Annotated in this window: 18 protein-coding genes; 3 read left to right on the plus strand and 15 right to left on the minus strand. The window is 58.8% G+C overall.

Features of this window, described 5'->3' with window-relative positions; translation table 11 throughout:
• Nucleotides 1-127: 127 nt before the first annotated feature.
• A complete protein-coding gene (locus tag CA51_RS13175; protein ID WP_145121288.1) occupies nucleotides 128-1,087 on the minus strand; it encodes a hypothetical protein in 960 nt (319 codons plus the stop codon).
• Between the two features lie 192 nt (nucleotides 1,088-1,279).
• On the opposite strand from CA51_RS13175, the gene CA51_RS13180 reads away from it, so the two are divergent.
• Nucleotides 1,280-2,416 (plus strand): hypothetical protein, encoded by a 1,137-nt coding sequence (locus CA51_RS13180; RefSeq protein ID WP_145121290.1) that lies wholly within the window; start codon nucleotides 1,280-1,282, stop codon nucleotides 2,414-2,416.
• Nucleotides 2,417-2,491: 75 nt separating this feature from the next.
• On the opposite strand, the gene CA51_RS13185 is transcribed toward CA51_RS13180, so the two are convergent.
• The 6 genes from CA51_RS13185 to CA51_RS13210 all read right to left on the minus strand — a co-directional run bounded on the left by CA51_RS13185 (nucleotide 2,492) and on the right by CA51_RS13210 (nucleotide 8,997).
• Nucleotides 2,492-3,097, minus strand: coding sequence for a lysophospholipid acyltransferase family protein (locus CA51_RS13185; RefSeq protein WP_145121292.1), 606 nt, complete (start codon nucleotides 3,095-3,097; stop codon nucleotides 2,492-2,494).
• 118 nt (nucleotides 3,098-3,215) lie between these two features.
• Nucleotides 3,216-4,439 carry a glycosyltransferase family 4 protein gene (locus tag CA51_RS13190; protein ID WP_338052300.1) on the minus strand — a complete coding sequence of 408 codons (1,224 nt, stop codon included), beginning with the start codon at nucleotides 4,437-4,439 and terminating at the stop codon, nucleotides 3,216-3,218.
• A 60-nt stretch (nucleotides 4,440-4,499) separates the two neighbouring features.
• A complete protein-coding gene (locus CA51_RS13195; protein ID WP_145121294.1) occupies nucleotides 4,500-5,375 on the minus strand; it encodes a polysaccharide deacetylase family protein in 876 nt (291 codons plus the stop codon).
• Nucleotides 5,376-5,556: 181 nt separating this feature from the next.
• Nucleotides 5,557-6,855: an outer membrane protein assembly factor BamB family protein gene (locus tag CA51_RS13200; RefSeq protein ID WP_231745669.1), complete on the minus strand. Its 1,299-nt coding sequence runs from the start codon at nucleotides 6,853-6,855 to the stop codon at nucleotides 5,557-5,559.
• A gap of 250 nt (nucleotides 6,856-7,105) precedes the next feature.
• Nucleotides 7,106-7,912, minus strand: coding sequence for a DUF4198 domain-containing protein (locus CA51_RS13205; RefSeq protein ID WP_145121298.1), 807 nt, complete (start codon nucleotides 7,910-7,912; stop codon nucleotides 7,106-7,108).
• Between the two features lie 59 nt (nucleotides 7,913-7,971).
• Entirely contained in the window at nucleotides 7,972-8,997 is a 1,026-nt protein-coding gene (locus CA51_RS13210) for a DUF1559 family PulG-like putative transporter (RefSeq protein ID WP_197451837.1), read from the minus strand.
• A 570-nt stretch (nucleotides 8,998-9,567) separates the two neighbouring features.
• Between CA51_RS13210 and CA51_RS25865 the strand changes: the two genes are divergently transcribed.
• Complete coding sequence (locus tag CA51_RS25865) at nucleotides 9,568-9,936, plus strand: hypothetical protein (protein ID WP_197451155.1); 369 nt, start codon at nucleotides 9,568-9,570, stop codon at nucleotides 9,934-9,936.
• A gap of 242 nt (nucleotides 9,937-10,178) precedes the next feature.
• On the opposite strand, the gene CA51_RS13225 is transcribed toward CA51_RS25865, so the two are convergent.
• The 8 genes from CA51_RS13225 to CA51_RS13260 form a co-directional block, all read right to left on the minus strand.
• Nucleotides 10,179-11,048 (minus strand): HEAT repeat domain-containing protein, encoded by an 870-nt coding sequence (locus CA51_RS13225; protein WP_145121304.1) that lies wholly within the window; start codon nucleotides 11,046-11,048, stop codon nucleotides 10,179-10,181.
• A 59-nt stretch (nucleotides 11,049-11,107) separates the two neighbouring features.
• The gene (locus CA51_RS13230; protein ID WP_145121306.1) at nucleotides 11,108-12,154 is read right to left on the minus strand and encodes a pyridoxal-phosphate dependent enzyme; all 1,047 of its coding nucleotides are present in this window, start codon (nucleotides 12,152-12,154) and stop codon (nucleotides 11,108-11,110) included.
• Between the two features lie 512 nt (nucleotides 12,155-12,666).
• A complete protein-coding gene (locus CA51_RS13235) occupies nucleotides 12,667-13,485 on the minus strand; it encodes an SDR family NAD(P)-dependent oxidoreductase (RefSeq protein WP_145121308.1) in 819 nt (272 codons plus the stop codon).
• Nucleotides 13,478-14,389: a succinylglutamate desuccinylase/aspartoacylase family protein gene (locus CA51_RS13240; protein WP_197451156.1), complete on the minus strand. Its 912-nt coding sequence runs from the start codon at nucleotides 14,387-14,389 to the stop codon at nucleotides 13,478-13,480. Before CA51_RS13240 ends, CA51_RS13235 begins: the two co-directional genes overlap by 8 nt.
• Nucleotides 14,390-14,402: 13 nt before the next feature.
• The gene (locus CA51_RS13245) at nucleotides 14,403-15,317 is read right to left on the minus strand and encodes a dihydrodipicolinate synthase family protein (RefSeq protein ID WP_145121312.1); all 915 of its coding nucleotides are present in this window, start codon (nucleotides 15,315-15,317) and stop codon (nucleotides 14,403-14,405) included.
• 70 nt (nucleotides 15,318-15,387) lie between these two features.
• Nucleotides 15,388-16,671 (minus strand): sialidase family protein, encoded by a 1,284-nt coding sequence (locus CA51_RS13250; RefSeq protein WP_145121314.1) that lies wholly within the window; start codon nucleotides 16,669-16,671, stop codon nucleotides 15,388-15,390.
• Between the two features lie 81 nt (nucleotides 16,672-16,752).
• Nucleotides 16,753-17,406 carry a GntR family transcriptional regulator gene (locus CA51_RS13255; RefSeq protein WP_145121316.1) on the minus strand — a complete coding sequence of 218 codons (654 nt, stop codon included), beginning with the start codon at nucleotides 17,404-17,406 and terminating at the stop codon, nucleotides 16,753-16,755.
• Nucleotides 17,403-18,518: a sialidase family protein gene (locus CA51_RS13260; RefSeq protein WP_145121318.1), complete on the minus strand. Its 1,116-nt coding sequence runs from the start codon at nucleotides 18,516-18,518 to the stop codon at nucleotides 17,403-17,405. Before CA51_RS13260 ends, CA51_RS13255 begins: the two co-directional genes overlap by 4 nt.
• Before the next feature lie 578 nt (nucleotides 18,519-19,096).
• Between CA51_RS13260 and CA51_RS13265 the strand changes: the two genes are divergently transcribed.
• Nucleotides 19,097-20,191 (plus strand): lactonase family protein, encoded by a 1,095-nt coding sequence (locus tag CA51_RS13265; RefSeq protein ID WP_231745670.1) that lies wholly within the window; start codon nucleotides 19,097-19,099, stop codon nucleotides 20,189-20,191.
• Nucleotides 20,192-20,207 lie beyond the last annotated feature (16 nt).

Consider the following 20,207-nt stretch of genomic DNA (forward strand, 5'->3'; position numbering starts at 1 on the left):
GCCAACGGGCATGGACACTAATCCAACATGCCGTGAATTGCTAAGTGTATTCCGTAATCGGCCCCTGTACAGGCTGATAGAAGCAGAGCGGCGGACTAGCCTCCAGTAGGTGCTCCAACGCCCCCGTCTACAGAGTGCGGTGGTAAGCCGATCCGGCGGCGACGTGGTGGAAACCGAGCCGTGTTAAGAAATCGATTCTCGCCGGTGCCGATGGTTTTCCCGAGTTGATGATCGCTCGCACTGTGTGAAACCGGCGTTGCACCATCGACGGTAGCGACCCAGCAACCGCATAGCGGACCTCGGCGGCGAGGTCGACGTCCAGCGGGTTCCCCGAAAGGTCGTCGAAGTTAGCCAGATACAGCAGCCCGCGATCCATCACCAACGCGTCGCGATCGGAGAGATAAAACGTTGCCGAAGCCAGTTCCTGACCGGTACGATTGGAGACGACAAATTCGGTGATATCGAAGTGAGAATGAGCGCAAGCGGCTCGCCAATCGGTCGGCAGCTGTTGCGGCCGCTCGTCGATCGTTGCCATCCGACGCAGCAGCAACAGTTCGCGATCGACCGGGGCGCGGAACGACGTCAGATCCAACTCCATCGCGATCATCTGCGTTCGCGGCTCGAATCCGGCGGCGGTCAGCAGTTCGACCATCAGGTGGTCGCTGTCCGGAATCCCAATCACTCCCGAATACGGTTCCAGGCCGACGAGTCCCGAAAGATCGCCCAGCACCGTACCGACTTCGAACTCTCGAATTCCCGCTTTAGCCGATAGGTCGATCGAAGCTTGCAGCAGAGCCGCAGCCGAGGCGCGGCGGTCAGCACATTGACCGACGCAAAAGCTGGCGATCCGCGCGCGAATCGGCGGGTCGTCGCTGGGATCGGTTTGGAGGTGCGAGAAACCGACTAATTGCCCCTCTTCCTCGATCACCAACATATGGTCGAACTCGAAAAATGGCTTATCGAGGATCGCTTGTTCCAGCTGAGCCGAGGTGGTCGAAACGATCGGGCCGACCGTATGCCAATGCTCTCGCCAAGCGACCGCAAGACGGTTCGTATCACTATTTTGGAATGGGCGAATCAAAGCCACAATTGTTTTCCTGCATCATGCGGAGCGTTCTTGTGACAGCAAATCATGGCACAGGTCGCCGCAGTTGGCCATGCCTGGCAGTTGCGAAATGGGGTCCGTTCAAAATTATATCCAATTTCGATTGGCCCGTGGCGCTGCGAAACGTTGGTAAAACGGGTAGATTCCCTGTCGCGATTCCCTCTGGAGCATGTGATGCCCGATATTTTGTCAAATGAATTTAGCGAACCAGGATTTCTGAAGCGGCTTCGGAACTGGCGCGATGCGATGCCTTGGTTGGTGCTGGCACAGTGCCTGCAATCCGCGACGTCGGTCGTGGCGTTGATCCTTGCTCTGGCTGCCCTCTTCTTAGGGTCGTGGGGAGCGTTCGCGCTGGAACGAACGATCGAAAACCGAGACTACAAAGCGTTTCCCGATTGCGCGGCGCTGCCGGTCCGCGTGCCACTGACGGGCAGCCCCAACCTGCTGCCAGCAGAACTGTCCCAGGTCCGTGGCCCCTCGGTCATCGGCGTTCAGATGTATCTGACCAGTCCGATCCGCCAGCTGGCCGTCGAGCAACGCGATCCGCTGGTCTTCGGGCTCCGCTTGCTGCAGCAGTTCTGGCTGTTTGCCGTCTGGATTCTGCCCGCCGGTTTTGTCATGCGAGCTGCGGCGCTCAACGTCGCCGGACGCGAACGGATGTCGACTCCCGACGCGCTGAAACTGGTTCTGAAGCGATTCCCAAGCTTCCTCTCCGGCGTAGCTCTGACGCTCGGCTTTATGCTCCTCTGCTTGACCTATTTCCTGCTGTTGGGCTTCGTCGACCGTATCCCCGCAGTCGGTACGATCCTAGCGACCGCCGGCGGCCTGCTGGGGCTGCCGATTCTGTTTATCGCTGGGATCCTGTTGTTCGGATCGCTCCTCGCTTTCCCGCTGATGTGGAGTTCGGTCGTTGTCGAACCGTACGCCGATGGCTTCGATGCGGCCAGCCGAGGCTTTGAGTACATCATTCAACGCCCATTCCGATTCGCAGCCTATGTCGTCATGGTCTGGCTGCTGTCGATCGTGATCGCAAATCTGTTGAGTGGTATTTTTTCCTGCGGCCTCGCGTTGGCAAGCACAGCGTTTGCACTGACCGCTGCGGCCGACAGCCACCTGCCCTTCGCCGTACAAACGATCGCTCAGCACGTTCCGACAGCGATCGCCTTCAATCTGTTCTGGGCCTTCTCCGTTGGGATCTATCTGCTGCTGCGGCGCGACGCCAACCATCAGGATATCGAAGAGGTGTGGGAACCGCCGCAACCGCCAGCGAAACCACTGCCCGATCTCGACCTGCCGGAGAATCCGGCGTAACGCCGATCAGCAAAGTCCGGCGGTGTCCCGGCAATCGCTTCCTATTCGCGATCGCCAACGCTGCGAACGATAAGACTATTTGTCTTTTAACGCGCGGACGGCGTCGCGAGCGCGGGCCAAGAATTCATTTTTGGGTTCGCCCGATTCCAACCACATCGGGGCGCCGATCGTGATGCAACTGAGCAGCGGCACAGGCAGGAATTCGCCGCGCGGCAGAATCCGGTTGACGTTGTCGATATAGACCGGCACTAGCTCCAAATCGGGACGCTTCTTGCTCAGGTAATAGAGCCCGCTTTTGAAGCTCCCCATCTCGCCGGTGATGCTGCGACTTCCCTCTGGAAAGACGATCAACGAATAGACGTCGCCCATCTCGCGGATCATGATCTGCACCGGGCTCTGATGCACCTTGATCTCTTTGCGATCGATCAGCAATGCGTTAAACGATTCAGCGATGTGTCGGCGGAAGCGGCTGCTGTCCCAGTAATCTTTTGCCGCGACCGGACGCGTCAGCGCGCGGATCTCCTTCGGCAGAGCGCTCCATAAAACCGCAGCGTCCAGATGGCTCGTGTGATTCGCAAAATAGACGCGCTGACAAGTTTCTGGCTGGCAATCGACCCAACGGACGGTGAATCCGCTGAACATCTTGGCCAACAGAACGATCGCGTGACTGGTAAGTTGCATCGAGGCGAACAATTGATGGATGAACAACGGTCCTCAGTTGTTCCCCAGGGAGTGGACGATGCGACGCGGCAGCCCTCGAGCGAGGACGTTGAAGGACTGCGGGTTCCAGCCCCGCATTCTATCCTCTTGCGCGTCGCGAGCCCAGGGCGGCCAACGGTTGCCATTGCATCCAACTGGCTTGCGGCGAATGAACTTGCCGGTCGTATTGCTCCTGGATCAAGCTTTCGTATCCGTCGACCATCGCTTCCAATGAACCGGTTCCGACGACAAGCTCGCGGCCGGCTTTGCCCAATCGATCGGCCAGTTGAGGCGTCTGCAACAACTCGACCGCGTGCTGAGCCATCGCGGCGGCATCGCCTGGCGGTACAAGGAATCCGGTCTCGCCTTGGCGCACCGATTCCTTGACCGATCCGACATCGGTGCTCAACACCGGCGTTTGGCAAGCCAACGCTTCGAGGATCGAAACGGGACTCGCTTCATTGTGGCTGCACAGCAAAAAAAGATTGCTCGCCGCCAGAAGACGCGGCGTGTCGTGACGCGTTCCCAACAGATGAACCCGGTCGCTGACTCCCGCTTCGCTGCAAGCCGCTTCGATCGCTGGACGCTCGGGCCCGTCGCCGACGATCAACCAATGCGATCCAGGAATCTGCTGGCTCACGCGGCGGGCGACGTCGACATACATCGCGTGGTTCTTTTCCGGACGCAGCGCGGCGACGATGATGCCCAGCGGCGCGTCGCTGGGAATTTGCAGCTCTTCCCGAACCGCCGACGCTGCGTCGGGATCGGGGGCGAACCGCTGGACGTCGACGCCATTGCGAATCGCAAATACCTTGGCGTCAGGAAAACCTTCCTGCTCGCGCAAGTAGTCGGCATGCGAAGCGGCGACGCCGATAAAAGCCGACGTGATCGGTGTCAGCAGTCGATTCAAACGTCCGACCCCATCGGGCCAACCCGTCGAATGCAAAGCGCTGGCGATCACGGGGACACCGGCAAACCAGGCGGCTAACCTTCCCCAGAACATTTTGTCCCCCGCACCAACCGTCACGACGGCATCGACCTGTTGGCGGCGGAAAAGCGAGATCAGCCTAGGCAGCGTCCGCGGGTCGAACTTTGACGTCAATAGATGACTGTGCACCTCGACACGGTCGCGAATCGCTTCGCCCAAGGGGCCCGGTTCTTTGAGACAGCAGACCTCGGGGACGATTCGGTTGCGGTCAAAGCGATCGATCATGTTGACCAACAGCGTCTCAGCACCGCCGACCGGCATGCTGGTGATTACAAACATAGTTTTCAGCGGGCCGCGGCGATTGCGCGGCTGGGGGCGGCGAGACAGACGGATCATCGTTTGGGTTCCATCAACGGAATGCGGAAGGTTGGAGGTCGGAGCGTTTATCGGAACGGCTTAGCCGACGAGTTCTTGGGTTTGTTCCCAGTTGTTTGCCGGCGGCAACCAGTATCGGATCTCGGGACGCTGATACAGCTTGCGGGCATCGAACGACAGCCAGTTTTTGAATCGCGACATCTCGGCGTCGCCGTGTATCCGGCGGATGTGAAAGGCATCTTGGCCGGGCAGGTTGTACGCACCGTAAGCGCTGCAAAAACCTTGGAATCCAGCGGCATAGGCAGCTTGGATGCCCGCGATCGGAATGTTGTCGGGCAAGCCGTAAGGAAACGCAAAGTAGCGCAGCGGCATGTCCAAAGCAGCCCGCATCTCGGCGGCGCCATCGGTGATTTCGTCGCGGAAGTCGTCGGCGGTAATCAAGTTACCGCAATCGCAATGCGTCCGTGTGTGGTACCCGATCTCGACGCTTGTTCCGGCAAGAGCTTTCAATTCGTCCAGCGAATTGACGGGCAAAGGGCAGCCCGCGGCGACGTCGTGCGGGAATGGATCTCCGGTAACGCAGTTGCCATACGACACAAAGTAGGTGCAGGGCATCTTGTTGCGAATCAGATAGGGCAACGCAAACCGGCAGTTCTCCGCGTATCCGTCGTCGAACGTGATGTGGACCGCGGGACGCCGGCTGTCTTGCTGGCGAATCCGTCGCTGGACCTCTTGCATATCGATCACGTCAAACCGCTCGCGAATCCACTCCATCTGCTCTTGAAACAGATCGCTTGGGATCGTCCAGTCGTTGGGCTGTTCGTCGGCAACGCGGTGATAGAAAAGAACCGAGATCGGTGCCTTGCCCTTGGCGCTCAGGCGACGTAGCTGAAGCTGACGGCGGGGAGTCGAAACGACGCGGCGGAAGTCGATTGCAAGTTGACGAAGATTGGGCATGGAAGCGACAGCGAGTTTAACGAGGGAACAGACATATTCCCAATGGATACGTCTCCCGGCGCCGCAGGCAAATCAAACCGCTTCGCTCCCCTGACCTGCCCGCCGATCCGACAACGATCGCTGCCGGTTGCAACGATCGTTTGTTTTGTGCCGAGAGCGGATCCTTCGCTTCGTGCGGGGATCAGCCGGCATCGGACGGGCGGACGCAGATCAAACAATTGCCAACGCGCAACACGATCGAATCCTCAACGACCGCCGCTCCATAAAGCGTCGGTTTGCTGAACATCGCCACGCCGCGGCGTCGTTCGGGCGATTCCTCTTCAGCCAACAGCGGCTCGGCTGGCAAGGTCTCGTCGGTCCACGATTCGTTTTCCGCCAACACCTCGAACTTGCGCCCAGCTGCTAACACGGAGACGATCCCATGTTGGCCAAACAGATAGATCCGGTCGCCAATCCCGATCGGCGTCGCCCAACACGCCTGCTTTGTCCGCTTGGAATAGACCGATTCACCCGTCTGTGCGTCGAAGCAATGGACCACGCCGGCGCGATTGATCCAGTAGGCCAAACCTTGGTGAACGATCGGCGAAGCCCAGCTGGGGACAGCCCCTTCGGCAATCCATTCACGTTTGACGGTCCAGCCATCGCCTTGGCGAGCGATCTGGAGGAGACAGTTGGAATCGGCGGCGGAGCCGGCGTTTTCACCATTGCGACCGGGGGACGCGCCAATCAGAACGCGTCCGTTCCCGTAATCGATCGGCGAGGTGCCGGTGTTCCCACCGACGTCGGTAAACGACCACAACACATCGCCCGATTCGGGATCATAACCATCGACGCTGCCGGCGGAACTGACAACGATTTGCGTCGCACCGTCGACATGGATCACCGCTGGAGAACTCCAACTGCGCCGCGATTCGCGGTCGACTTTCCATTCCGTTTTGCCGGTCGCTTTGTCGATCGCCAACAGTCCGCTCGGCCCGTCGTGTTCGATCAAGACGAACATCGTTGTCGCGGTTTGGCAGGGAGAAGCCCCAATCCCAAACTCCGCTTCAACGTCACCCAGCTCATCGACCAGCGACCGCTTCCACAGCATGTCGCCAGCGTGGGAATAGGCGACGCAATCGCCGCTCTCAAAAAACGCGATCACTCGATCTTGGTCGACCACCGGCGTCGGAGCTGCGCGGCTGACATAGTAACTGTTGGCGACCGGAGCGGAGTTCTCGATGCCCTGCCGCCACAACTCGTCGCCACTCTTAAGGTCAATGCAAACCGTGTGATAGGTCTCTTTGTTGGGACCTTCGACGCCGGTTACAAAGACTCGTTCTCCCCAGACGACCGGACTCGATTGTCCGTGTCCCGGCAGCGTCGCTCGCCAGGTGATGTTCTCGGTCGCGGTCCACTCCAGCGGCAGCGACTGTGTCGCGCCGGGCCGGGCTCCCGCACCTAGAAATGCGGGCCAGACAGCGGGTTCGCCATTTGCCATGGCCACAAGAATTGTCAGGAACCAAAACATGTATTTTCCTTTTTCTGATCGTAGTCGGACCTAGTGCTTCATCCACATTTGAATACAGGGTAGTGGACGAGGTCACGAGTCCTTTCGCGCGAGAGATTATGGGGACTCGTGACCTCGTCCACTACCATCAATCCCAAATCAAAGTTTGACAAACCACCAGGGGCCAGCGGACGCTCGCGATCCGCGATCTGTCCGCTGCTAGGGATTCTAACCGGCAAACTTATTGAGTTGCCAACGGTCGGCGGACGGGAACGTGCAGCGTGACCGTTGCGGCATAGCTGGTGAACTCGTATTCGTCGCTCTTTTCGTCGTCCGCTGTGTGGTGGGCAACGACCAGATAGCGGTTACCCGCCTTGGGAACAAACGTCGCCAGGCCACCGCTGTCGGTGCGGAACTGGAAATCAGGATCGAATTCACCCTGCAGTTCGGCTCCTTGCGGGATGAAGCTGACGACGACATCTTTCTTCGGTTTGCCTTGGTGCAGAACCTGGACCGTCAACGGCTGGCCGACTGCGGTCTCGGTGAACGGGCAGGTTTGCAGCACGACCTCAAAAGGCATGCCGAGCGGCTTTTTGTGGTCGTGCCCAACAATCTTCGCATCGTCGATCGAATGGCTGGCCAGGAAGTAACTCTTCGCCGTACGGACACCTCGGACGCTCTTGCCGTGCTGCATGACACGATCCAGTTGAACGGCGACGCAGTGGACGCCGGGGGCTTCCACAAGCAGCGGCTGCGTCCAGTAGCCTTCCTTTTCCGCCATCGCGGTCGACGTCATCTTGTCGCGCAAGTCGACGCGGCTGCCGTCGGGCAATTGATGATCGGCCGTGACCCAGTCGAGCGAAACGAGGCCGGCGAGCTTAAAGTCGCGATGGTGGTTTCCGTGATTTCCCAAGCAGAGATCGACGTGCACGATCTCGCCCGGCGCTACAACCGGAATATTGGTTTGCGTCCAGATGTCGTGAGCCGAGGCGGTCAGTTGAGCCAACGCAAAGAGGCTGGTCAGCAAGCAGGTGAGTTTTCGATTCATTTGATTTATCACAATAGGTTAGTTTGGTTTGAGTTTAGATCTGAATTTGCGATAGCCCATTAATATTCGGGAATCACTTCGTTGTCGGCGATCGATCCGATCAACTGCCAGGTGTACCGATCGATCGATTCGGTGACAAATCGGACCGAACCATCGGCCAGCAGCACGGTGACGCCGCCGGGGTGACGGCTGCGGGCACTCTTGCGCGATGCGTAGCGTGAGTAGCAATCATTTTCCAAAGCGTTGGGACCATAGAAGTGATGATACCCGGTGTCGTTGACCGAGCCGTCGGCCCATTTTTCGCCCCGACGAAAGATCACCGGGCTCGAATCGTTCAGGCACCAAGAATCATCGATTGTTGGAGACGATGCATCCCAGACCGAGGCGAGCAAACCCTCGGGGCCGCTGTTGGCAACGCCGCGGGTGCTGTCGGGACTTCCCGAACCAATCAACGTCTCGCTGAATGCCGCGGTATGCGAGGTCCCATCGAGGATATCGCGGAATCGCTTTTGCGAATCGATGTAGAACAGTCCGTCGCAATTGACGTACAGACCGCCATCTTGAGCCGTCCCGTTGTTGGCGTGGTAGTTGGTCGCGCCCCATTCGTCGCTGATCCGTTCATGCACATCGCTGGGACACAAGAATGTCGAGACCTGCGTCGCGACGGCATCGCCCAGATCGGGATGCGTGACGACGCTTGGTGGCGGTCCCACCGAGTAGATCAACAGCGGCTGCTGCAAATCGATAGCTTGATAGATCGCTGATTGCTCCAAATACGGAGTCAGCAGCGCCAACGGGCCCCAGCGATAAAACGATTGTTCCGACGGTGGAACCGGTGCTTTGGCTTGGTCTCGCTGCGACGGAAACCGCTGCAGCGTGTCGTGATGCATGTGCAGCGCCAGACCGATCTGTTTCATGTTGTTGCTGCACGACATCCGCCGAGCAGCTTCGCGAGCGGCTTGAACTGCCGGTAACAGCAGCCCAACGAGGATGCCAATGATCGCGATCACAACCAACAGCTCCACGAGCGTGAAGCCGGCGCGTGATCGTTTGGCGGACGGGGAGAGGTAAGAGAGTCGTTTCATGGGTATGGAAAGTCTTTTGTAACTTGAGATTGGTAAATCGATAGCCACGCCGCGATTAAAGATCAGCGCACGGCAAGCGACAGGGGACAGACGCCGGCTCCATCGTCGTGGCACGCGTGGCTGCTTGGTCATTGCCAAGCAGCGCGCAGCGGTCCCTGAGATGGAATTCCAACGGAATCAAGAAACCGACAAAGCGATCTGAACCGCCGGCTGCAAACATTGCAGCGTCAGCTTGGAGCGAATCCGCGTTTCAAGTGGAGCTATCAGCTGGCACGCGATAGCAACCGGTTCGCCAAGGAACCGCGAGCTTTCACGCAGCAACTGATTTCATCAACTGAAAACAGAAACGTCACCAGCGTTGGACCGCAGCCAGGCGGCCAACCGAGTTCAGATGACTTCTTCGGTGAAGAAGAACGCGCCTAGGGATAGGGCTGCGCGGGAGCAAATCTCAAGGGATGGGCGAATTGGTCGTCGATCGCCGTCCAGAACAATAGCGGCGGCGTGGGAAGCGCCAATGTCGCTGGAACGATCTCGACAACGACGCTCGAAAGGACATTCCAGAAGCTATCGATGCCACGACATCGTGCGGCATCCTCCAGGCGAACGATCCGCAGAGTTGGCGATTCAACCGTCGCTGTCGATGCCGCCGTGGCGCTCGCGGCAGCCGGCAGCTTCGGCTCGCATTGCGAACCGCTCGAAGAACTGCAGCAACACGATTTCGCAGAGGGAGCGACCTTCGACGCGACCGCTTCACCAGCAGCTCTTTTAACGCGGGCGATTAAGAACTCGGGAGGCTGGACGTCGTTTTCCGCCGCCCATTGCAGCTTCTCCACATCGCTGTGGCAGCAGCACTTGTCCCAACAGTATTCCGCAGAAGAGCAGCCGCAGGAGCAAGCTTCGCAAGGAAATCGCCCGGTTTTCTCGGAAACCGGAGCGTAGGTGGGCAAACCGATCATGCCACACGCCAACACAACCAGCAACGTCAGGCTGATGCCACGTCGGGTCGTCGTCGATCGAATTGGATGGATGAAATCCAAGATAGCTTCAATCTTCTTAGGCGTGCCAAGTCGGCTCGCTCCTCACGCCCGCCATCCTAGTCAAACCGCTGAATATCGTAAATCAACCGCGTCAATATTTCACGGCTTCCCAATTGAGGGACGTCACTCCGGCGCAGCACCCGCCTATCGATTGTCGTTGGCATCCAATAGCAGCAGCGATTGTGCGGCCCGAATCCGGACGTCGAGATTTTCGTCCTGCAGCAGGTTGATCAAGGTTTCCCGAGCTGTGGTGAGCCCGGCGTGACCACAGAACTCAGCGGCAAAGACGCGGATCCCCGGATCTTCACTACCCAACGCAGCCTGCAACTTGGCACCCGCCGCCTTGTCGCCCAGCGTCGCCATCGTTGCCAACATGAAGGTTTGATATTGCGGGTTGTCAATTGAGGCCAGTCGGCTCCGCAACGCCGGCAGGTCGCTGGCATCGCCGTCGACAGCTAACGTCCAGGCGGCGATCCGCGCGATGTTGTCGTCTTCGTTGAGAACCTGAGCACGCAGCAATGCCAACGCTTCGGCGTCGCCCGATCGAGCCAACGCGGCCGCGGCCATCAATCGTTTCGTTGCCAGTTCGCCTTCCTGCATGTGCTTCCGAAGCATCACGCCGTCGCCGATCTGGCCGATTTTGAACAGCGATTCACACGCGTGCACATGACCGTGCGGATCTTCATCAGCCAGAATTTCAAGCAACACGGCGACAGCGGATTTGTCGCCGGCGCGAAACAGTTCGCGAGCGACGCCGCAGCGGTGCTGAGCGTCTTCCGTCGAATGCAGTCCGGGCCCGAGAGCCGCACGGACTTCGTCCCCTTTGCCCGCCAGCGACATCGCTTCGGCGGCGTGCATCGATGGCCAGAATTCGTCGCTGGCCAGCCCCTTACGCAACACCTGAATGATCTGGTCCTGCGTGGCTGCAGAGTTGCTGGGATCTGCGGCGTCAGCCACCATCGAGAGGCTGACGACAATTACAAGAGAACTTAGAAGTGAGATCGGCTGACGCATGAGACGAGATCCTGTGAGTGAAGGGTGGGATTTGCGGTGGGGATGTACTTTGTACTCGATCACTGACTGTCTCGCTGGAATTCGTCCAACGAAACCGTCGGGCAAGCGTTGTCGCCCAGCATCGCGTCGACCGAATCGAGATCTTTGAATCCCGTTCCCGTGACCAGACAGACAACCGTCTCATCGGGCTGAATGATCCCTTGGGCGACGGCGTCTTTTAGTCCGGTCAACGGAACCGCTCCCGCCGGTTCGCTGAAGATTCCTTCCAGCCGAGCCAAGTCGCGTTGCGATCGATAGATCTCGGCGTCCTCGACTAACCATCCCGTTCCCCCGCTGTCACGGCAAGCGGCGATCACCGCGTCGCCATCGATCACCGTGGCAACTTGCAGGCCGCTGATCTTCGTCGTGCATTCGACAGACTGGGCGTTTTCGCTTCCATCGCGCAGCGGACCCGCGATCGTGTTATTGCCGGCCGGTTGAACACAGTGGACTCGCGTCGCGGTGCCGCTTTCGCTTTTCTCGCTTGCATCGCGGACGCCGCGTGCGACAGCAAGCGTTAGTCCGCCACCGCCGGCGCAGGAGAAAACGTGATCGGCCTGTTTATCCAGGGTGCTAAGCTGCCCGACGATTTCACGGCCAATCGCTTCGACTGCGCTCATGCCGATCGGACTGTAGTGGTAGGCGCTGATCTGTAGCTCCGCATCGGGATGGTCTCCCATCCGTTGCAAGACCTCAAACGTAGCTCGCGTGATCTCGGCATCGAGGCCAAAGCCACGGACTTTCGTAATATCCGCACCGTAAGCCATCATCTGCCGCAGTTTCCCCGCCGGTGCGCCGTCGACGATCGCGATCTTGCAGCCCAGTCCTGCAGCGGCGGAATACGCTGCCAATGCCGATCCGGTATTGCCGCTTGAAGTTGCGATCACACGCCGCTTCCCCTGTCGCACCATCTCCGAAATCGCAGCCGCTGCAAACCGATCCTTATACGATCCCGACGGATTGACGGTTTCGAGTTTAAAAAACAGGTTCGACAATCCCAGCTCCGGGCCGATGCGGTGGGAACGAACCAGAGGCGTATTGCCTTCGCCCAGTGAAATGTCGTGCATGAGGTGTCGTCTTGGGATCGTGTAAAAAATTCAGGACGCGCGGCCCGTTGGGCACGCGGTTAAACGATGTCGGTGTGTCTGTGTCGCGTATTTGCAGCTTCGTTTAACCGCGTGGGCAACGCCCCGCGCGCCGTCGGCTGAAGCCTCGACTCCAACGTTGAGTTCATGTTCGAAGCGCGGCCCGTTGGGCATGCGGTTAAACGAAGTTGGTGTGGCTTTGTGCAGTGTTTATCAAGCTTCGTTTAACCGCGTGGGCAACGCCCCGCGCGCCGTCGCCTGAAGGCTCGACTCCAGCGCTGAGTTCATGTTCGAAGCGCGGCCCGTTGGGCACGCGGTTAAACGATGTTGGTGTGTCTTTGTGTTGTGTTTCTCAAGCTTCGTTTAACCGCGTGGCAACGCCCCGCGCGCTGTCGGCTGAAGCCTCGACTCCAACGTTGAGTTTGTGTTCGGACGCGCGGCCCGTTGGGCACGCGGTTAAACGACGCGTGGGTAACTAGCAGTGGTTGTGTGGGCTAAGACTCGGGGAACTCTTTTGGGAACTGTTTGTTTTTCAACGGATAGGGGCTCGATTGGTGCGTCCAGCCGCCGTCGATCTCCAGGCAGGCACCGGTCATGTAACTGGCGTCGTCGCTGGCCAACATCGCGATCGAGCGAGCGATCTCTTCGGCCTTGCCAAAGCGTCGCAGCGGGATCATCCCCTCTGCGAACTGGCGCACCGCAGCGCTAACGTTCTCGCCTTCCTCGCTGACGTAGTCGGCACTCATCTCGGTATCGATCGCGCCGAGGTTCAGACTCAGCACGCGAATCCCCGACGGGCCGTACAGCGTCGCCAACTCATAGGTCAGCGAATCGAGGCCGCCTTTGGCTGCGATGTAGGCGGGGCTAATGCCAGCAGCTAGCTTTGATTGAATGCTGGAGATGTTCAGAATCACGCCTCGCTTCGCGGGCTCCATCTCGGCGGCGCACCACTTGGCGAGAAATGCGGGTACCGTCAAGCAGACTCGCAGCGTCTGATCCCATTCGTCGGCTTGCATCGCTCGCATCGTGCCGATCTTCCGCCAAGCAGCGTTGTTGACCAGGACGTCGATGCGGCCAAGTTCCTGCACGCAGCGGGTGACGGCTGATTCCGCGAACGCGAGATCCGACAGATCACCGACGCACTGGATCGCACGACGCCCCAGCTTTTCGATATCCGCAGCGACGGCTTGCATCGCCGTGCCGTTGCGATCGATCAGCACACACTCGTAGCCGCGGTTTGCAAATTCCAGAGCGGTAGCGGCACCAAGGCCTTGCGCTGCTCCGGTGACAATGACAACGGGTCGACTATTCATTGCTGGCTCCTGTTTCGGCGGGATCTTCCAAAATCACAGCCAGACAATCCCCCGCTTCGACCGGCGGCAAGACGCGACGCGTGATCAGGCGTCCCGTCTGTGTCGAACGAATCGATGTCGCTTGGGATGTAAACGGATCGAAGAGTCGGCCCAGTTCATCGCCGGGTCGAACGGCACTATCTAACGCGAGCGTCCGTTCATAGAAGCCGCCGTGTGGTGCGGGGTAGTTGAGCTGCAGATGACCGCTCGTATCACGATCGTCTTCGATAACGCAGCGGTCTACCGGCGCCGCAGCAGCCGGCGCAGAAGTCATATTGCAGTCGGCCATGACTTGCAAACATCCTGCTGTATACGCGGCGACTCCGTCGGCTTGGCAACCTCCACCTCCGCCCCACTCCGCATAGATCGTCGGAACGTTGGCGTCGCGGGCAGCCGACAGCGAGCGTCCTTCCAGTTTTGCGGATGTACCCCAGACGATCGGTAAACCGAAGGCGATCGCCATCTGCCGCTGCTTCTGCAACGTTGCCGGATCGGAGACCAACATGTAGCCAACCAAAGGAGAGATCTCCATCGCGAGCCCTCCGGTGTGCAGGTCGATCATCAAGTCGGATTGCTGGATGAGTTTGGTGATCGCGTGGGCTATCTGTTCGGTCGGTGTACCATTGGGCGAACCGGGGAACGTGCGTGCCAGATCCAGTTTGTCAGCTCCGATTCGGCTGTGACGACGGTACGCCGGCTGGTTGGCGATCGGAACCAACGTCACGCTGCCGTTCAAATCTTCACGATCGATCTGGTCCGCCAAGCGTCGGACCGCCGCGATCGGTTCGTATTCGTCGCCGTGTACGCCGGCCAGAATCAGCAGCCTCGGGCCTGGATGTCGACCAACGATTTCGATCTGTTTCAAATCCATATTGGCGCTACGAAGCGTTGGAGGTGCCGGAGGTGCAGGCAGATTCAGTATCGATCAGACGCCGGATCGTTGGTTCGCTCAAGAACGCCTCTCGTTCTTCCTGCGACAACTGGTAATACGGCTCCGGCGCCATCAGCCCCTCGGTTCCGAGTGCGTTCAGAGTCGCAGTTACTGCTCCGAACAAGCTGATCTCGCGAGCGATCGTCAGGTAACTGGAGAGGTCGGCTTGCAACCGCGCCGCTTCTTCCCATTGCCCGGCATCGGCGGCGTCGGCCAACGCGCGACTCAGTTTCGGGAAGATCGCAAACAGGCCATCCAAGTTATCGGGAACCTGCATCCGAACCAGATCGGCGACGCGTTCAGGCTGAGCTGGCACGACGCGCGTTCGACTGCCGAAACGATTCCACAACTCGGTCGTCCATTCCCAATCGCGAGTGCACTTCAGCCCATGGATATTTGGATGGGCCGTCACCTGTTCGACCAACTCCATCGACAACGCGGTTCCCGTCAAAACAGGCAGGTCGTACAGGAAAAGTGGTTTGGTCGACGCATCGGCCAGTTTCAGATAGTAATGAATCAGTTCCTGCTCGTTGAACTTCATCAGATAGGGCGTCAGCACGACTAGGCCATCGACAGCATGCTGTTCCGCGACCCGAATCCGCTCGAGCGTTCGCTGGTAGCTGAGATCGCCGACGCCGATCCAAATCTCCGAACGCGCCGCGTTAACGCGAACACTCTCTTCGATCAACCGCTTGTAGGTCGCATCGGTTTGCAACTGCATCAGTCCCATCGTTCCGGCGACCAACAATCCGTTGATTCCAGCGTCCAGTTGGGCTTCGATGTGAGCCGCAAGTCCAGGCTCGTGAAGGCTGCCGTCGGATTGCAGCGGAGTACAGATGGCGGAAATTAGTCGCGTGGACATATCGGAATAGCTTTTGGTTAACGATTTAGGATGCGAAATGGATGTAGTCTAAAACGGCAAGTCGCCGTTACTATTGAGCGTCTTCGGGAGATGATAGGGCCAGGCGAAGCAGGGCAAATTCGCGCTGACGATAGGCGTGATATGCTCGCGTGTAGGTCAGGATCATTTCCTTGGTTTCACGGTCCTCCATCAGGTGGACGTGCGATAGATCCAGCCGCCCGCGGTTGGCATCTTCCGGATTCTTCTGGTCGACGACGACCACGCTGGACCGGATCAACTGCAGCGATTGCGGATCGACTTCGCCAATCACCAACGGGAATCGCGGCAAGTTGCCTTTGGGATTTTCGGGGGTGATGTTTCCAACCCAGAAGATCCGCCCGCTGCTGTGACGCATCAGCACCGACATGCTGCTGGGCGAATAGAAGGAGGTGCCGTCGTCGTAAGCCCAACGCTTTGGCTCGCTCCACGTTTCTCCCTCGTCGTTGGAAACTGCAAACCATTTGCTCGATGCGACGGTCGAGTCGTGCGAGTTGCTGCCCCGCATCACCATCAAGATCCGTCCATCGGGTGCCTCGGCGATCGTCGGTTCGATCAAACCGCGAACGGTTTTCTCCGGATCGCCTTTCACTCGCGTCGGCATTCGCCAAGTGATCCGATTTTCGTCAGTCCACGTGCCGACCAACGCGACGGCTTCGGTATAGGTATGGGCCCGCGGTGGTTGATAGAGTTCGCCAGCTTCGTCGAGAACCGTCATCTGCACCGGCAGCAAGACGCGTCCGCTGTCGGTGACGATCGGCGCACAACCGTTATCGCCGACATAGATCGCGTTTTTTCCGATCCACAGATCATCGAACGGATGTTTTGCGTCGTAGTCTCCCACGCCAACGATCGGATCGTCGCACAACCAACTGGCACCGCCGTCGGTCGAAACGCGATAGCGCAAATAGTAAGTCTTCTGCGCGATCGGCGGCTCATTGATTTTGGGGTCCAAGTTCGGCGTGTCCAACGCGTTGACGATCGCCAACACGCAGTTGCGATTTGGGTCGAGCGTCGACGTGGTTGGATTGCGGCGGAAGCCGGGCGTCAAGCCTCTGGCAAGCGCGTGATGCGACCGGATCGGACTCCAGTTCTTGCCGTTGTCATCCGACTGCCAGCTGGAGCTAACCAAGCGATCTTTCGCAACGTCGCCATAGATCGCTCGATAGTACGGCGAGACAGCGTCGGTGAGTTCCCGTTTGACGATGGAGACGCAGGGGGGCTGAGCGTCGGCAGCGGGTACCTTTTCCGTGGACGACAGGACGACGCTAACGGCCGCGAAGATCAGGGCAAAACGTTTGGGGGGCTGAGATCGCATCAGGCAGGGCTTCTTAGGAACGTGGTGAGGAGAGATGGAATCGGCGGAGGTGCGGTTGGGAAAAGTTGCCGGTGGAGGAGTTCAGCTACTGAGTGAAGTGGACATGTGTTTTTCGAGCAGCGCGATCGCCGCGTCGGTCTCCCCAGACATGATCATCCGACACAGTTCGCGATGGTCGCCGAGGGTTTGCAGCCGTTTTCTCCGTACGGTTTGCAGATCTTCGACCGCGGAGAGGCTGAAGATCAGTTGAGCCGAATGGGAATACATCTTCATCAATCGCGAGTTCCCCGAGAGGGCGACCAACGCCTGATGAAACAGATAGTCGGCTTCGCAAAAGCCGAGTTCCATGTCGGCATCATGTAACGTCTGCATCGTTTCGCAGAGGTCCAACAGCGGCTTGAAGGCTTCCTTTTTCAGTCGCCGTTGAGCCGCCATTTTGATCGCGCCCGATTCGAGCACACAGCGGGCGTGCATCAGTTCTTCGAATTCGAAATCGCCGAGCATGGGAGCAAAGAAGCCTCCCTTTTTTCCAAGCGTCAGCAGACCGTCGTGCTCCAACAGCACCATCGCCTCGCGTAGCGCACCGCGATGCACTTCCAGCCGTTCGGACCATTCGACTTCTGGCAGTCGCGACCCCGGCGTGATCTGGCCGCAGATTAGCAGGCGTCGCAACGCGTCGTAACACTTTTGCCTCGCGGTATTTCGCACGTCGTTCGACTTCGTTTCCGTGGTCATTGCGAAACTCCCGCATCATTTTGATAGAACCAGTCGACGGGAACGCTGACGATCTTGGTGCCGATCTTCAACGGACGCTTCAGTTGTTCAGTCAACCAATAGGCCAGCAGGACGCGATCGTCGACAAAGTGGATTGCGGTATAGCAGAACCATCCCTTGGGATCGGTTTCAATCGCGGCGTTGTGTGTCCAGGTTGCGCCGTCGTCCGAAGAGATGGCCGCGTTCAGTGGCGTCCGACGACCAGTTCCCTCGTTCCAAACAAGCAGCAGGTCGCCGGTCGAAGGAATCCGCTTGATCGACGCCGGCGAGACGGGGCTGCTGAAGTTCCAAGCCTTCATCGGCGAAAAGGTCTCTCCGCCATCTTCGGAATAGGCGTAAGCTTGCGTGCCGATGTTCGCTCGGCACCACAGCAAGATCCGGCCATCTTTGAGTTCGACGACGCCCGGTTCCTGCGTCAGGTAACGGGTGCCGGCCTCGTTGATTCCGTGAAACGTCTGTTTGCCGCGTCGCCACGTCTTGCCTGAATCGTCCGACAGGTAGCAAGCGATGTCGGATTCTCGGGTCCACTTGCCGTCGCGAACATGGACGGCGGCGGGAGCGATCAGCCGCCCGGATCGCGTTTGAATGACGCGGTCATTGTTGACGACAAAATAGTTCGTTTCGCCGGGCATGCAGTCGACAGCATCGCTCCACGTTTTCGCTTCGTCGCTGCTGGTCCGCATCCGCAGGCGGCAGTCCATGATCGAGTGCTTTACGAGATAGAACAACGCAATCCGGCCATCGGCTAGCCGCAACAGCGACGCCGACATGTCGTTCTCTTTCCCTTCGCGTGGAAAGATCGGTTCATCGTGGTTCGTCCAAGTCTTCCCACCGTCGTCCGAAGTGCAGGCTGTCAGATAGCCGTGGGCGTTGTCCCCGCCACTCTCGCCCAAAAATCGCGAATAGATATACAGAATTCGCCCGTCCTTCAACGTTACAAAGCCCCCTTCGGTGTTGCGTGGATTGTCCGGTCCCGTCGGCAGCGTCATCACGGTTTGTGGCGATTGCGCTATCAAGTGTGTGCCAAACGAACTGCAAGCAAGCAGCAGAAACAACAGAGTGCGCACATTCATGGGGGAAGCTCCAGGTGGGGGGCGGGGGATCTTCGCAGCAAAATCGAGCAGATCGAAACGGCCGCGTTCTGTCGCCAATATGAGCCTTTGTTTGCCGACAATCAAGCACTTTCTAAAAAATAGGGTACTGGCATCGTGTTTCAGTTGGTCGCCTTTCGCTCCGCGAAAGTGCGCCGCGCCAACGCACTTTCGCGGAGCGAAAGGCGACCAACTGGCTCCCTCCCATCAACGATAACCCCGCATAGCAGCGCTCCCTTAGCTGACGAAAATGCGCTGCGGAGTCTCCATCGAGAAATTGGCGAACCGGCTCCGTCAGCCAGCGCCATCTACTATACTTTTTCCTTGGAAGACGATATCTCCGATCGCTCACCCGTTACCGCGGTGCGTTGAACCGACACGCTTTTATCTCGCGGGACATTGCTCCCGTCGGGCTACGGTTGACCAACCGCCCTGCCGCCGTTCCACTGTCTGCCCTCTGTGTTGGCTCGACGTGGAAACCACAACTTGCCATCCCACGGTGCCCCATGTTCACTGACTTGCGAATCCCCAGAGCCCTCATCCTTGGAAGCCTGTTCCTGATGCTAACCTCGCCTGCCGCCAAAGCTGGCCAGCCGCTTGTCTATATCTCCGCCTTCACCTCGGGCGAACAAGGTGCGATCCACGCCTTTGAACTCGATACGGAAGCTGGCCAACTGAAGCCGCTGCATCGCGACGACACGCTCGAAAATCCGTTTTTCATCGCCGTCACGCCCGACCACCAATACCTCTATTCGATCTTCGCGCCGACGTTTGGGGGCAAGGAGCCCGAACAAGTCGCCGCCTTCAAAATCGATCAGACGACGGGCAAACTGAGTCCATTGGGCCGCCAGTCGTCCAAGGGAACAGCATCCTGTTTCCTGGAAGTCGATCCGATGGGGAAGAGCGTCGTGTTGGCGAATTACTCCAGCGGCAACGTCGCTTCCTACGCGGTGCAGAAGGACGGTTCGCTCTCCGAACCGGTTTCATTTGTGCAGCACGAAGGTTCAAGCGTCAACACGAAACGGCAAGGCGAACCGCACGCGCACGGGTTTGCGATCGCACCAAACAACCGCTTCGCCTACGCCGCCGATCTGGGAATCGACAAAGTGCTCTGTTATGCCTTCGATCCAGAGACGGCGGAACTGACGCCCAACAGCCAACCGTTTGTCCGCACGCCGCCTGGAGCTGGCCCGCGGCACCTGACGTTCCATCCCAACGGGAAGCACTTGTACGTGATCAATGAATTGTTGAACACGATCACGTCGTACGATTTTATTGCCGATTCGGGAATGCTTGTCGAACGCCAGACGATCGCCACGCTCCCCGAAAACTTCAGCGGCGTCAGCAACACCGCCGACGTTAAGATCACGCCCGACGGACGTTATCTTTACGGTACCAATCGCGGACACGACAGCATCGCCGCATATCGGATCGCCGAAGATGGCCAGTTGAGTCTGATCGAGATCGCCCCCAGCCTTGGCAAGGGGCCCCAAAATCTGGCGATCACCGGCGATGGCAGCCTGCTGATCTGTGCAAACATGCCAGGCGATAACGTCGTGGTATTTCGGATCGATCCGGCGACAGGCAAACTGACCGCCGCATCGGATCCGATCGAAATACCCCGTCCCTCCTGCATTCGGATCATCGAACGCTAACGGTTCGCGACCTCGC

This window comes from Rosistilla oblonga (assembly GCF_007751715.1).
Classification (GTDB): Bacteria; Planctomycetota; Planctomycetia; order Pirellulales; family Pirellulaceae; genus Rosistilla; species Rosistilla oblonga.

Excerpts from the sequence above, each read along its gene's own strand:
- CA51_RS13180 (WP_145121290.1), top strand. The coding sequence starts at position 1,280 with ATGCCCGATATTTTGTCAAATGAATTTAGCGAACCAGGATTTCTGAAG.
- CA51_RS13185 (WP_145121292.1), bottom strand. The coding sequence starts at position 3,097 with ATGCAACTTACCAGTCACGCGATCGTTCTGTTGGCCAAGATGTTCAGC.
- CA51_RS13190 (WP_338052300.1), bottom strand. The coding sequence starts at position 4,439 with ATGATCCGTCTGTCTCGCCGCCCCCAGCCGCGCAATCGCCGCGGCCCG.
- CA51_RS13195 (WP_145121294.1), bottom strand. The coding sequence starts at position 5,375 with ATGCCCAATCTTCGTCAACTTGCAATCGACTTCCGCCGCGTCGTTTCG.
- CA51_RS13200 (WP_231745669.1), bottom strand. The coding sequence starts at position 6,855 with ATGGCAAATGGCGAACCCGCTGTCTGGCCCGCATTTCTAGGTGCGGGA.
- CA51_RS13205 (WP_145121298.1), bottom strand. The coding sequence starts at position 7,912 with ATGAATCGAAAACTCACCTGCTTGCTGACCAGCCTCTTTGCGTTGGCT.
- CA51_RS13210 (WP_197451837.1), bottom strand. The coding sequence starts at position 8,997 with ATGAAACGACTCTCTTACCTCTCCCCGTCCGCCAAACGATCACGCGCC.
- CA51_RS25865 (WP_197451155.1), top strand. The coding sequence starts at position 9,568 with ATGCCACGACATCGTGCGGCATCCTCCAGGCGAACGATCCGCAGAGTT.
- CA51_RS13225 (WP_145121304.1), bottom strand. The coding sequence starts at position 11,048 with ATGCGTCAGCCGATCTCACTTCTAAGTTCTCTTGTAATTGTCGTCAGC.
- CA51_RS13230 (WP_145121306.1), bottom strand. The coding sequence starts at position 12,154 with ATGCACGACATTTCACTGGGCGAAGGCAATACGCCTCTGGTTCGTTCC.
- CA51_RS13235 (WP_145121308.1), bottom strand. The coding sequence starts at position 13,485 with ATGAATAGTCGACCCGTTGTCATTGTCACCGGAGCAGCGCAAGGCCTT.
- CA51_RS13245 (WP_145121312.1), bottom strand. The coding sequence starts at position 15,317 with ATGTCCACGCGACTAATTTCCGCCATCTGTACTCCGCTGCAATCCGAC.
- CA51_RS13250 (WP_145121314.1), bottom strand. The coding sequence starts at position 16,671 with ATGCGATCTCAGCCCCCCAAACGTTTTGCCCTGATCTTCGCGGCCGTT.
- CA51_RS13255 (WP_145121316.1), bottom strand. The coding sequence starts at position 17,406 with ATGACCACGGAAACGAAGTCGAACGACGTGCGAAATACCGCGAGGCAA.
- CA51_RS13260 (WP_145121318.1), bottom strand. The coding sequence starts at position 18,518 with ATGAATGTGCGCACTCTGTTGTTTCTGCTGCTTGCTTGCAGTTCGTTT.
- CA51_RS13265 (WP_231745670.1), top strand. The coding sequence starts at position 19,097 with ATGCTAACCTCGCCTGCCGCCAAAGCTGGCCAGCCGCTTGTCTATATC.